This window comes from Pelosinus fermentans DSM 17108 (genome assembly GCF_000271485.2).
Lineage (GTDB): Bacteria > Bacillota > Negativicutes > DSM-13327 > DSM-13327 > Pelosinus > Pelosinus fermentans.
In genome coordinates this window covers 1,059,984-1,074,129 of the sequence record NZ_AKVN02000001.1, presented here as the reverse complement: position 1 = coordinate 1,074,129, position 14,146 = coordinate 1,059,984, and the positions used below count along the sequence as shown (strand labels likewise).

Below are 14,146 nucleotides of genomic sequence, written 5' to 3'. Positions count from 1 at the left end.
TCCTTCGTTAAGATGGCATTAGGGTTCCATCTATTAATTGCAATTCTCCAAGAAGTTTTTATAGCGCTGATTTAATAATTCTACAGTCTCATTCATTAATTTTACTGCAATCACATCTACGTTCCTCTGCTTCCAATCTTCTAAATTTGTTCCTTTAACCCATTGATTGAATGCCCCGAGAGCAGGTCCGCAATGTATTTGATAGTCAACTTTATTTTCCTCACTTCCTCCTAAAGCCAATCGAGTACTATAACCAAAATACCACCGAAAAATGAGGGCCATTTTGTGCTTAGGATTTCGTTCTGCTTTTTCGATTTCTTCAGCAGGATAAAAGGATTTAATATCTTGATATACATCGCTAAAACTTTTTTTAAAATATTTTTCCTGTATCTGTACCTTAGTTTTTTCATCAATCTCGTCCAATGAATTATACCTCCGATACAATTCATACAATTTATTCGCCCGTATCGGAAAGAATAGTCCCTTTTTTAATACCTGAATTTTGGCACCCATTTCAAACATATCTCCTGCAGGCGCATAATCCGTATCCTGAACATTCATCTGCTGCAGCAGATCTTTTACATTGCTGCTTGTAGATGCCTCTACTGTACACTGATTAATGGAACCCGTCACGATAAAATCTGCCCCCATAATAAAGGCCGCAGCTGCAGCCTCAGGAGTCCCAATGCCTCCGGCTGCGCCAACTCGTACTTTTTTCTGGTATTGATATTTTCTCATCATCTGATCTCGCAGCGTAATCATTGCCGGTATTAGCGCAGAAGCTACTCCTCCATCTGTATGCCCTGCCGAATCGGCTTCGGCACAAATATCATCAGCCATAGGAACCGCCTTTAATAGATCTGCTTCTTCCTCTGTAATTTTCTTTTCTGCCAGCAGCTTCGCAACAATCCGCTCCGGAGCAGGGCTAAAGAATGTTTCTGCCACTTCCGGCCGTGATACTTTAGCAATGATCCTGTTGAATGCAATAGCTTCGCCCTGAGGATTTCGCGTCATTCCTTTGGCCCGGTATTTAACCAAGGCTGGAGTAATACTGATAAAAGCCGCTGCTTCCAAAGTTTTCACACCATGCAACAAATAAAGATCTACTATTTCTTCTTCTTTCTTAGGATCAATTGGATTATGGAGCAAATTCATCCCATAGGCCTGTCCTTCGGAAAGCTCCTTTTGAATATATTGAATGGCTGCTTCAATTTGTGATACGTTTAGACCGCCAGTTCCAAGAAACCCCATCATTTTTGCCTTCCCCATTTTTACTACCATTTCTTTTGAAGCAATTCCCCGGTACATTGCACCAGTTATATAGGCATATTGAATATTATAGTCTTTCTTAAACGCAGCACTTCCCAAAGATGATGAGGATATTCCTTCAAATTTTCTATTATTTTCTTTTGCTTTTTCATTATTACTTTTCTGATTATGTACCTCAGCTGTTTCTGTATCAATTAAAAAAGATGCTCTCTCTGGCGGTATAGAAAGATCATCTTTTTTCAAATCATTCTTGCTTTCAATATCTGTAAGTTTTAATGGCTGTGCTTCTCTTTTAATTCGTCTAATCAATCCTGTTAAGACATTACCAGATCCAATTTCTACGAATTCCATTTCTCCAAGTCCCATCAGGTATCGAATGCTTTCAGTCCATTTAACGGGTTGAGTGATCTGTTCAATTAAGTTTTGCTTTACAGCGAATTGTTTACAGGGTCTGGCATAAACATTTGAAATTACAGGGATGCGCAGATCAGAGAATGTAAAATTCTGCAAGAATATTTCAAATTCCTTTCTGGCTTCCTGCATATAGCGAGAATGAAATGCGCCGCTTGTTTTCAGTAAAAGAAACATTTGCACATCCTTCATTCCTTCGAAAACAGGCTGTGCATCTTCAATATCTTTTCTTAATCCAGAAATTACAATCTGCGTAGGCGAATTATAATTTGCAATATCGATCGTCAGCATATTATTTTTCTTTAAAGCATCGGATATTTGTTCTTCATTTAGACCAATTACTGCTCCCATGCCGCCTCCAACAGCGCGGCTCATAAGTTGTCCCCTCTTTTGTACAAGTTTTAATCCCGTCGTAAAATCAAATGCTCCTGCAGCAAATAAGGCATTATATTCCCCCAGGCTATGGCCAGCAACATAATCGGGTTCTTTTCCTGTATCTTTAACTTTTTTAAGATAACCTAATGCATTCACTACATACAAAGCAGGCTGAGTATATTGTGTTTCACCTAAATTGGACTCTGCATCTTCCAGACAAAGCTGCTTAATTGAATACCCCAGAACCTCATCTGCTTTTAACGTCAATTCCTTAAATTCATCAAAAAGTGATCCCCCCATCCCTTTACTCTGGGAACCCTGACCAGGAAAAACATATGTAATCATGCACAATAACCCCTTTCATCATTTAATTTAATGATTCTATTACTTTTTGCAGTTTCCTGACATCCTGTCCAAAAGGAGTTAAAATAGTATGCACTTTTGACTCCGAGTCAGGAGTTAGGTTTCTTTTCACAAAATTAGCCAATGTTCCAGATGGACCTAAATCAATATACATAAACTGATTACCTGCTTCCAGCCTTTGTATCGTTTTTTGAAAATCAATCGGCTGCCGAAGTACATTCCAAAAATGCTCCGAATCAATATCGTCAACGCTGCCAGCCGATACACATGATATGAAAGGTACCTGAGGATGATTGAATGTTAAATTACTTAATTTTTTCTTATATTCCCTCTCTATCGGTTCAATATTGGCAGAATGAAAGCCATACCTTACAGGAAGTGTCTGAAAAATAATTCCCTCCCTCTTTAAATATGCTTCTACAGTCATCAATTCATCACGATAATTGCCGGATATAATAAAATGGGAAGAATAATTGATCGCAGCAAGCTCAAAATGGTCATGGATAACAGAAGTTTGCTTATATAATTCAGGATGATGAACAATCGCTGTCATACTGCCTGGCCGACAATCACTCTGGATTAACGCAGACTGAATCAATAGACATTCTAACGCTGCTTCCAATGATAAAATGCCAGTAATCGCTGCTGAAACAAATTCTCCTAAGCTTGCTCCTAACACATAATCCGGTTCAATCCCATTTTCTATGCATACTCGTGCTAAGGAATATTCCACCATAAAAATAGCCGGATGCGTGTAGGACAGCTTATCAAATACGGTAGATCTATGTATTGCTGGGTTGTATATTTCTTCTAGAATGTTAATTCCAGCATTTTGCTGTATTATGTGATTCATTCTAGACATCCAATGGTGAAACGTTATATTCGTGGCATACAGCTCCCTGCCCATACGATAATACTGTGATCCTTGACCTGAAAACATAAATATTTTGGATTTTTTCAAGCATTTTTCTCCTTTCCAACGATATGTTTTTTCTTATCTCTTTCGTTCAACCTCTGCAGCAAAATTCTGATACGTATTTCTACAATTGCATTAGCCTATAGGAATAGACGGATCTTGCTTTTTTTGCTTCTTGCCTGTCAATCTCTTGGCAATCCGTTCAACAGCCACATATAACACCGGAATAATAAAAATCCCCATAATTGTAGCCATAAGCATCCCTCCTATTACCGAAGTTCCCATAGAAATACGGGCACCGGCGCCGGCACCAGTAGCCACTGCCAGAGGGATGCATCCAAGTATAAAAGCCATTGAAGTCATTACTATGGGACGTAAGCGAAGCTTTGCCGCTTCAATTGCCGCATGAACAGGGTCCATGCCATGATCCACTCTAACTTTAGCAAATTCTACAATTAGAATCGCATTTTTGGCAGTTAGCCCAATGAGCATTATCAGCCCAATCTGCATATAAATATTGTTTTCAAGATTTCTTACATATTGGAACAGGAACGATCCAAAAATGGCTGTAGGGACTGATAAGAGAACTGCAAAAGGTACAATCCAGCTTTCATAAAGTGCTATCAAACAAAGAAATACAAATAACAGTGCAAAAGTAAATATGATGGGAGCACGCTCACCTGCAATTTTTTCATCCCGGCTTTGCTCGGCCCATTCATAACTAAAACCCGGCGGCAGGATTTGAGCTGCCACTTCTTCCAATGCCGCCATAGCTTGTCCAGAACTATAGCCAGGCGCAGGATTTCCTCCAATCTGTACTGCTCTAAAGCCGTTAAATCGTTTAATAACAGTTGGCGCATTAATCGGCACTGTTTTTAACAGCGTGTTAAGAGGTATCATTTCTCCTGCAGCACTGCGCAGGAATAAGAACCGTGTAGCATCTACGCTACTTCGATATTGGGCTTCTGCCTGCATAATCACCTTATAAGTACGCCCAAACTGATTAAAATCATTAACCTCCAAACCGCTTAGAAAGGTTTGCAAAGCATTAAATACGTCTTTTACCTGTATTCCCAGTTTCATCGTCTTCTCACGGTCCACTTCAAAACGGTAGCCGGGAGTATCCGTTCGAAAAGTGGAATACACCAGTCCAATTTCCGGCCTTTGCCTGGCCGCACCTATGAACTTTCGAGAAATATCATCTAGATTCTCAATGCTGCCACCGGTCTTATCCTGAAGCATATATGTAAATCCGCCATAGGTACCAACCCCTGGAAGTGTAGGCGGTTCGAAAACCAATATCATTGCTTCTGAAATCTGACTTGTTTTCATGAACGCAGTGCGTATCTGATTTTCAATCTGCAGTTCTGGTTCTTGCCGCTCAGACCAAGGTTTGAGCAGGACAAAGATTGCTGCAGCATTCGGTTTTCCAGCATCCGCCAATACATCATACCCAGTAAATACGGTAGTAGATTCAACACCAGGTATATCTGCAAAGATTTCACATACTTTATTGGCTGCCTCCCTTGTACGACTCATAGTTGCCCCTTCCGGCAAACTTATAGCCGCAATGTAATTTCCCTGATCTTCACCAGGCACAAAAGAAGATGGCAGAACATGAATCAGCATACCGATCATAATGATCAAAACTAATAACAGCATCAGACAGAGACGTATTTTTTGAATAGCCCATCCAACACCAACCTCATATTTCTCAAGCATTCGTTCAAACCACGTATTAAAACCTTCTAATATTTTTCCTAATGCCCCAGTATAATCCTTGGGGTTATACGGCCTTAAGAGCATTGCACAAAGTGCCGGCGTCGTAGTAAGTGCCACAAAGGCCGACAGCAGCATTGATACTACAATCGTTAAAGCAAACTGTTTGTATAATACTCCTACTGTCCCTCCCATAAAGGCTACGGGAATAAACACAGCCGCCAGTACAAAAGCAATCGCTATAACCGGTCTGGTCACCTCGCCCATTGCCTGTTTTGTCGCCTCTCTGGGAGACAATTTGCTATAACGTATATGGCGTTCAACTGCCTCAACCACGACAATCGCATCGTCCACAACTAATCCTACAGCCAATACCATAGCAAATAAAGTTAGCGTATTAATCGAAAAGCCCAACAGTAAAAATGCACCAAACGTCCCAATTAGCGAAACGGGAATTGCCAGCATCGGAATGAGAGTGGCCCTCCAGCTGCCTAAGAATATAAATACAATGAAAAGTACTAATAAAATCGATCCCACAAAAGTTTTAATTACTTCTCTTAAGGATTCATCCACATAACTAGTATTATCAACACCAATATTGCATTGTAGATCAGAAGGAAATTCCGCCTGTGCACGCTTGATTACTTTTTTTACCTGAGCAACTGTCTCAAAAGCATTGGCATCTGGAGTTAGCTGTATACCAAACAGCACAGCATCTTTCCCGTTAAAGTCACTGGAATAAGCATAATGCCTGCCGCCTAATTGAACCTTACTGACATCACTAAGTCGTACCAGCGAACCGTCGGATTTGGCTCGAAGGATGATGTTCTCAAATTCCCGTTCTTCTGTTAATCTTCCTTTTACTCGACCAGTATACTGATATTCCTGCCCTGGGGCATAAGGTGCCTGACCGATGATCCCTGCTGGCGCTTGCACATTCTGTTTCTGAATGGCATCATATATATCACTTGTTGTGATTGCTAGCTGAGCCATCTTATCTGGCTGCAGCCAAATCCGCATTCCAAAATCAGCTCCATATTCGTTGACATTCCCCACACCTTTTATGCGCCTGATCTCATCATTTATATTGATCGTAGCATAGTTTTTCATAAGTACACGATCATAAGTTCCATTTGGAGACCACAGTACAAAATATAAAACCGTATCCGGTGTTACTTTACGGGCAATGATTCCATTCTGCTGCGCTTCTTGAGGCATATTTGCATTGGTCTGGGCTACTGCATTTTGGATTTGCACTAATGACATGTCTTCATTTTTACCTAATTCAAATTTGACATTCAGCGAATAATACCCGTTATCCTGGCTGGTAGATTGCATTTCTACCATATCTTGAACTCCGTTAATCTGCTGTTCAAGCAGTTGAGCGATTGACTGTTCCACTACTTCCGAATTTGCACCAGAATAGCTCGTATTGACATTCACTCTTGGAGGCACAATCTGGGGATATTGGGAAATAGGCAAGTGAAATGCTGCAATTAAGCCAACAATCACAATAAACAGTGATAAAACAATAGCAAAATTCGGACGATCGATAAAAAAAGTACGCACATCCAACCTCCTAGTTTGCAGCTGGAGTTTTACATTCATCCAGCTGTATCATAGTCACTTCAGCGAGGTGCCTGCCGGTGTTTCTTTAAGTTTCGCTCTTCTGCAGTATGCTTAACATAAAGAAGACCTTCCTGTCTGATACGAATCTTTAAAACTGAAAACTAAATAAGATAAGCAGATAAAATGTCACAAGATAAAAAATATTCAGTAAATCCTAGATGTGATTTGCTGAATATTTTTTATCGTCTTTTATCTTCCTCTTACACATTCTCTTTTTTAGCATTTATCAAAATACCTTCCAACTCTATGATCTTTTTTTCCTCCAATATTGGTACTTCTACAGTAATACGCCGATTTCTGCTGGAAAATTTTTTAATCATATGCTCAAATCCCAGCAATGGCCCATCGATCACCTTTATTTTTTCTTCTGTTCTTTCTATTTTGCTTACTTCAACGATTCTTCCATAATCCATCAGCCCCTGAAGCAGCGTTCGTTCTTGATAGGATATGGGGACTAAGGACCCTGCACTTCTCACTAGTTTGACTACATTAATTTTGTAGACACGCAATAAGCGATCAAATTTACCAATATCTTTTTTATTTACCGATACAAATAGGTAGCCCTCAAATAAAGGTCTGATGATACTGACGACCTGTCCACTTTTTCGCCATCCGATTCTCCTTTTAGGGCAAAAAACTTCAAAATCTGAAAATACTTCCATTTTTTTTAAGATTGATAAAACTACTTCTTCTTTTCCACATAAAGTGCGCAGCACATACCAGTCCATAGTTCCCCTCCTAAAGCTTCTTCTTCTTGAAACGTTTTATACAACACACATTGTTTGAATATTGTGCTTAGCTTAAAATCATACAGCTAGAAGAATCATCCCATGAAGGAAATAAAAAAGATGAATCAGCTTTTTTATTCTTTATTACCAATCTGACACCTAAAAGCACTTTGAGACAAAAAAGATATCCATTCATACCTCAATAATGATTTATATCGAGGAATAAATGGACTTCTCTTTATCTCTAGTCCAAGACTATATATTTTCTCTTAACTCCCTTTCTATTTTATTGCTATAGTAATAGATGAATTTCCTGTACCTAAGTCTTACCTCTCTACTACAGGCAGATAAGCAGGTCACTGCTTCCAAATAGACATAAACATTCCACGAGCATAAAATCGCCCCTTATAATACTAAAAAATATAATTTTTTCCCTTTTTCTCGATTAGCGCCTCCGCAATCGAAAATCCCGGAAAAATTGTCGTTATATTCTAATTATAACATTTATTGAATATTTTACCATGGGTTTTTTTGTCATTTTTTGTTAAGTTTCATCTATTCGTAAAAATATGTTCTATCTTTAGTTGGATTTTTTTTACTTTTAATGGTTCATTTTTATTTATTTCTACATATTACTCAATTTATATAAAAATGCCTCTTACTATGCCAAATTGTATGTTCATTCATACATTTTGTATAGAAGAGGCATGTATGCTTACTACAGCCCTATGACTACTTACCACAATTTTTGATCGTCTGTTCAATGGTATCATCAGTCATTCCGCCGTGAATTGGTACAGCAATATGATGCTGAGCCATTAAAGAGCTCTCTACGGCAACCGCTGCTGCTATAGACAAATTTATCCCCCATTCCGCTTTACCGTCATCACCAATCATCCCTGCCAAATTGCCAAACACATTTTTCATGGAATTTGCAACCATTGTGCTATCACCATTCATCAACCATGTAATGGCAGCACTGGCACCTGATACAGCTGCCACCGGGCGGCCACATAAAGCTGGCAGATGATCGGTACGAACTTTTATATAAATGGTAATCCCAAGGCTAATGGCAATAGCCCTGGCTAATCGTTCTTTGGAAACACGTATTTTTTTACCTACAGCATACACGGGAAGAATCGCCGTTATTCCATAGCGGCCACTGCCTGCGCAGCTCATAATCTTAATGTTTTCACCAGACATACGGGCATCAGCAGCAGCGGCTGTCAACATCTTTGCATAATTGACAATATCATCTGATAACACACCCTCTGCTATTAAGGAGTGAAAGAATGCTCCAATACCCAGGCCCATTTTTCTGGCAATACCAATTTCTGCGGCAAAACAATTCATTTCTACACCATCCAGCAGAAACTCCATCTCATACCAAGGCATCTTCTCAACAATGGAAATCATATCTGCAATGCGTATTTCATCTCCTTGAAAAACAGCACGTTCCTTTGCCGTCTCCCCACTCCCATCTTGTTTAAAAATAAATTGTCCATTTTTTGTAATACTGACTACATTCGTATGTGTATCTTTGATAATAACATGACACTCTTCCTGGCCGAATCTAAGATATGCCTCAATCCATAAACCTTTCCTGCTATCATCAATGGAAATGGTAACGTCTTTTTGTTTTAAAAATTCTTTTCCTTGATCCAGTTCTTCAGTCGTTATACTCGCTAATATAGACAGCTGCTTTTCAGGTTGTCTTTTTATGGCTCCTAGCACTGCTGCAATCTCCAAACTTGTTTCCTTTGTACCGGGAATAACTGCAGCAGCACCATCTGTATTCACCTTTGCATTCACGATGATGGAAATGCTGTCAAATCTTCCGCCTAATGTCTCACTGGCATGAGCAGCAGCCAATGCAATTGCCCCAGCCTCCAGGCTCCCCACCGTTGGCAATACTTCAGCTTTTAGTATATTCAGCAACAAATTGTAATTCACAACCCATTACCCCCATTCACAACTGTATCATTGTGCATCAAATGCTACATTGGTAATCCCAGAGATATTTAAAAGACCAACTGTCACCTGATTCCGTTCTGCTTTCTTAGGAATATATACCGTAAAGACTATTTTAAGCAATTCTTTTTGCTCCCGAACATCTACATTTCGAATTTGGATGCCATATACACCCAGTATAGAAGCAATTTTCCCGATTTGCCCGGGTGTGTCAATGGTTGTAATCGCCAATTCCACAAGGGAATAATGATCTTTTTTTTCAATACGGGATAAAATGCTTAATGTCAGAAATACAAAAGCAGTCGTCATGAAAGCTCCCATATAATATCCGCTGCCTACAGCCAAGCCCACACCGGATACCACCCACAAGCTGGCTGCCGTTGTTAATCCTCTAACTGTAGAACCTTCTTTCATAATACTGCCTGCACCTAGAAAACCAATGCCACTGACTACCTGGGCTGCCAGCCGGGTAGGATCGGCATTTGTATATCCCTGTACTGATGCATAGATTTTAATTGATAAGATCATGATTAAACAAGAACCAATGGACACCAAAATATGCGTCCTGAGTCCTGCCGCTTTATGATGTGATTCCCGTTCATAGCCAATAAAACCGCCCAGAAAACTGGCCAGTAATAGTCGAATCGCCATCTCCCACTCCAATACCATATCCTAACCCCCCTTGTGTGCATCAAAGGTGCAAAATAACCCCATATAAATCACAATATCTAACGTATAGTATACATTCTTTTCTCACTGCACACAATCATTGCCAATTTAATAATCTGACAAGTGCGTATTCTGCTGCATAAATATAAGAAAACAAACCGCAGAGAGCACAAAGAAAAGATAGACAGGGGTAATAAAAGCAATCAGGACGAATTGAACCACAAAGGCGCAAAGGACACAAAGTGGTTTTTATTTATATTTTTGCCTACTCCTTTGTGTGCCGCGTCAGCGGCATTGTGCCTTTGTGGTTCATATCTTTTTCGTCATAATAAGAGACGTAACTACAAGTTACGCCTCTTATTACTTCAATACCGCTTACGTTTTGCCGATGAGGGGATATTCTGTTCCTCCCGGTATTTAGCTACAGTCCGCCTGGAAATTTTCATTCCATGTTGACAGAGAATCTCTGATAATGCTTGATCACTAAAAGGATCCGAAGAATCTTCGGTATTAATTAATTCTTTAATTTTTTGCTTCACTTTCGTTGCAGATACATCCTGGCTGCCATCACTGCTTTGCACAGCTGTCGAAAAAAAGCTGCGCAAGCTGACGAGCCCATGAGGCGTATCTACATATTTATTAGCAATTGCACGACTCACGGTAGATTCATGGACTTCTATCTTTTCAGCTACTTTTTTCATGACCAAAGGGCGTAAGAATTTTGCGCCTTTATCAAAAAAGTCCTGCTGCAGCTCAATAATCGCTTCCATCACATTATATAAAGTGCGACGGCGCTGTTCAATACTCTTAATCAGCCAAACGGCAGAGTTTAAACGGCCTTCAATAAACTTCTTGGACTCACTGTCAGCATCAACCGCCACACGGCGATAATAAGGATTAATCGTCAATTTAGGAACACTCGTGTCATTTACAGTAATCACATACTTGCCATTTACTCTTTCCACAGTCATATCCGCTACGATATAACTGCACTGGTCATTCCCAAATGCGCGGCCTGGTTTGGGATCAAAGGTACGAATTACATCTACCGCTTGTTGTATTTCCTGAGGACTGCAGTTTAGTTTTTCTGCAATTGCTTTATACTTACCCGCTGCCACCTCAGGCAGATAATGACAAATAATATCTTCCACCAGTGTAGTATAAGTGCCTTTTTGCTGACACTGCAGCAATAAGCATTCTTGTAAGTCCCGAGCTCCTACACCCATAGGATCAAAGGTCTGGATCAGGTTAAGAACTTCCAAAACCCGATCTTCGTTAGTGCCTAAGGTATCCGCAGCTTCTGACAATGTACCGCATAAATAACCATTTTCATCAATGCAGCCAATCAGATAATGCCCTATTCGTTTGGCAGCCTCATCCCGTACCGCCAAATGCAATTGGAATTCCAAATGCTCATGCAAAGAAACATTGTTTTTGACGAACTTTTCTACAGTAGTTTTTTCATCATCAACTACCATATACTCGGACTTCTTATCAATTCCTTGATTAAAGTAATCATCCCAGTTCAAGTAATCATCCAGCTGTTCTTTTGGATTTTCATTTACAGGATCTGCTTCAGGATCATCAACCTCTTTTTCTGCTATCTCTAATACAGGATTCTCTATAATTTCTTGTTCGATCATATCTGACAATTCCAAAGCAGAAAGCTGCAAAATGGCGATTGCCTGCCGTAGTTCAGGTGTCATCATTAACTTTTGGTTCAATTCTAATTTAAGACCATAACCTAGGTTGATAGGAATCACCTCCTATAGCTTATTCAACATATGCGCGGCAATTGATCACCTACCAGCATATCCAGTAATCGAACGCCGCCAATCCTGGTACGTAAGCCAACCTGTCCACGCGGTTCCTTCACAACGGTTCCGATCACTCGCGCCTCACTCCCGTAAACATGCTGCTGCATAATATCCAATACTTGATTGGTCGACTCCGGCTCCACAAAAACAACCATTTTTCCTTCATTCGCCAAATACAGCGGATCAAAACCTAAAATATCGCATGCAGCCTGTACAGCTGATGATATAGGAATATGAGTTTCCTCCAGCATAATACCGACCCCCGATTGCAGAGCAATCTCATTTAGAGTTGTTGCAAGACCGCCTCGAGTTGGATCTCGCAGCACAGCGACCTTAGGTACTGCCGTCAGCATCGCCTCTACCAGGCCATTGAGTGGTGCACAGTCACTGCGTACACTTTGAGGAAACTGTAATCCATGTCGTTCTCCCATTACTGCCAAAGAATGCTCACCTAGATAGCCGCTCAAAATAATATTCTGCCCAGGCAAAGCATTTTTACCTGAGATATGAATACCATCCATGATCTTGCCAATTCCAGCAGTATTGATATAAATACCATCCACCGCTCCTTTTTCCACGACCTTCGTATCTCCGGTTACAATATGCACGCCAGCCTCCTTGGCAGCTTGCTGCATGGAGGCAACAATACGCTGCAGATCAGCGATAGGAAAACCTTCTTCCAGTACAAAACCCGCGCTTAAATACAAAGGAAGAGCACCATTCATCGCTACGTCATTTACTGTGCCGCATACTGCCAGCTTGCCAATATCTCCGCCAGGAAAAAACAAAGGTTTTACTACATAAGAGTCTGTAGAAAAAGCCAATCGGCATCCGCTGATATGAAGCTGCGCCCCATCATTCATTTCTCCTAAGATCTCATTGGCAAAAGCAGGCCACATTACATCCTTTATTAAATCATGACTTAACTTCCCGCCGCTGCCATGGGCTAACTGAACACATTCATTACTCACACCTGCCACCTCCCTGCTCCGTACTTATACCATGCTGCACAAGTACCTTCTACAGACACCATACATGATCCAATGGGATGTTCAGGTCTACAAGCTTTTCCAAACAAAAGACAGTTCGACGGCTGGAGCAGTCCGCGCAGTACTTTTCCGCACTGACACTGACTGGCTTCTTTTGTCTCCTCTACTATTATAGGTATGTTCAAAAGAGCATCAAATGCCTGATATTTTTCTCGAATGGACATCCCTGAATTAGGAATTTTGCCAAGGCCCCGCCACACAGCATCCGATTGCTGATATACCTGGGACAAAATCCTACAGGCCGAAGGATTGCCTTCTTTGGGTACAATGCGGCTGTACTGATTCTCCAGCCTTGCTGTCTGATCGTGAATTTGCAGCAGAAGCATGTACACCGCTTGCAGAATATCTAAGGGTTCAAAACCCGCTACAACCCCTGGAATATGATATTCCTTGCTTAAAAAATCATATGGCTGCAGCCCAATGATAGCACTGACATGACCGGGTAGCAAGAAGCCATCGACATGACTTTTACCAGATGCCAGCAGAGCCCTAAGAGCAGGCGGCACTAATTTATGAGCTGACAAAACATAAAAATTAGTAAGATGTGTCTCATCCGCCATCAAAATTGCTGCCGCTGCAGTGGGAGCCGTTGTTTCAAAGCCAACTGCCAAGAAAATCACCTTTTTATCCGGATTCTTTGCAGCAAATTCCAACGCCTCCAAAGAAGAATACACAATACGGATATCAGATCCTTGGGCTTTTTCTTTCGCTAATGTAGAAGAAGAACCAGGTACTTTTAGCATATCCCCAAAAGTCGTAATCATAACATCAGATTTTCTGCTATAAGCAATCGCAGTGTCTAAATATTCATTTGGCGTCACACATACAGGGCATCCCGGACCGCTAACCAGTTCTACATTTTCCGGCAGCAGCTGACGAATACCAGACTTAAAAATCGACACGGTATGAGTACCGCATACTTCCATTAAACGAAGAGATCGCCCGCTTGCTAATTTTTCAATTTCCCTGGTAAAAAAAGCAGCAGCTTTTTTTACTTCTTCATTTGTCATGCTCAGCATATTGTTCCAACTCCTTGAATAGGGCCAAGGTTTTCTTTGCTTCTTCCTCGTCAATAACCTGAACCGCAAATCCTGCATGCATTAATACAAAATCTCCTACCTGAGCCTCAGGCAAAAGCATAACACTCACATTTCGCGTCACACCCCCTACTTCAATCGTAGCCAACATATCCTGCCTCGCTAGAATTTTTCCTGGTACAGCTAAACACAT

10 protein-coding genes are annotated in these 14,146 nt (G+C 40.7%); all 10 read right to left on the bottom strand.

Annotated elements, in window-relative coordinates; all coding sequences use genetic code 11:
- Nucleotides 1–33: 33 nt before the first annotated feature.
- The 10 genes from fabD to FR7_RS04870 all read right to left on the bottom strand — a co-directional run bounded on the left by fabD (nucleotide 34) and on the right by FR7_RS04870 (nucleotide 14,146).
- A complete protein-coding gene (gene fabD, locus FR7_RS04915; protein WP_007952409.1) occupies nucleotides 34–2,400 on the bottom strand; it encodes an ACP S-malonyltransferase in 2,367 nt (788 codons plus the stop codon).
- Nucleotides 2,401–2,422: 22 nt separating this feature from the next.
- Nucleotides 2,423–3,379 carry an acyltransferase domain-containing protein gene (locus FR7_RS04910; RefSeq protein WP_007930400.1) on the bottom strand — a complete coding sequence of 319 codons (957 nt, stop codon included), beginning with the start codon at nucleotides 3,377–3,379 and terminating at the stop codon, nucleotides 2,423–2,425.
- 90 nt (nucleotides 3,380–3,469) lie between these two features.
- Complete coding sequence (locus FR7_RS04905; RefSeq protein WP_007952407.1) at nucleotides 3,470–6,622, bottom strand: efflux RND transporter permease subunit; 3,153 nt, start codon at nucleotides 6,620–6,622, stop codon at nucleotides 3,470–3,472.
- Between the two features lie 260 nt (nucleotides 6,623–6,882).
- Nucleotides 6,883–7,410, bottom strand: coding sequence for a transcription termination/antitermination NusG family protein (locus FR7_RS04900; protein ID WP_007930396.1), 528 nt, complete (start codon nucleotides 7,408–7,410; stop codon nucleotides 6,883–6,885).
- Nucleotides 7,411–8,142: 732 nt separating this feature from the next.
- Nucleotides 8,143–9,363, bottom strand: coding sequence for an L-serine ammonia-lyase, iron-sulfur-dependent, subunit alpha (locus FR7_RS04895; protein WP_007952405.1), 1,221 nt, complete (start codon nucleotides 9,361–9,363; stop codon nucleotides 8,143–8,145).
- A gap of 27 nt (nucleotides 9,364–9,390) precedes the next feature.
- Nucleotides 9,391–10,050 (bottom strand): MgtC/SapB family protein, encoded by a 660-nt coding sequence (locus FR7_RS04890; RefSeq protein WP_007952403.1) that lies wholly within the window; start codon nucleotides 10,048–10,050, stop codon nucleotides 9,391–9,393.
- Between the two features lie 365 nt (nucleotides 10,051–10,415).
- Nucleotides 10,416–11,813, bottom strand: coding sequence for an RNA polymerase factor sigma-54 (gene rpoN / locus FR7_RS04885; RefSeq protein ID WP_007930393.1), 1,398 nt, complete (start codon nucleotides 11,811–11,813; stop codon nucleotides 10,416–10,418).
- A 14-nt stretch (nucleotides 11,814–11,827) separates the two neighbouring features.
- Nucleotides 11,828–12,838, bottom strand: a complete 1,011-nt coding sequence (gene hypE / locus FR7_RS04880; protein WP_007952401.1) for a hydrogenase expression/formation protein HypE — start codon at nucleotides 12,836–12,838, stop codon at nucleotides 11,828–11,830.
- The gene (gene hypD, locus FR7_RS04875; RefSeq protein WP_007952399.1) at nucleotides 12,835–13,935 is read right to left on the bottom strand and encodes a hydrogenase formation protein HypD; all 1,101 of its coding nucleotides are present in this window, start codon (nucleotides 13,933–13,935) and stop codon (nucleotides 12,835–12,837) included. Before hypD ends, hypE begins: the two co-directional genes overlap by 4 nt.
- Nucleotides 13,916–14,146, bottom strand: coding sequence for a HypC/HybG/HupF family hydrogenase formation chaperone (locus FR7_RS04870; protein WP_007930390.1), 231 nt, complete (start codon nucleotides 14,144–14,146; stop codon nucleotides 13,916–13,918). The genes hypD and FR7_RS04870 overlap by 20 nt, the downstream gene beginning before the upstream one ends.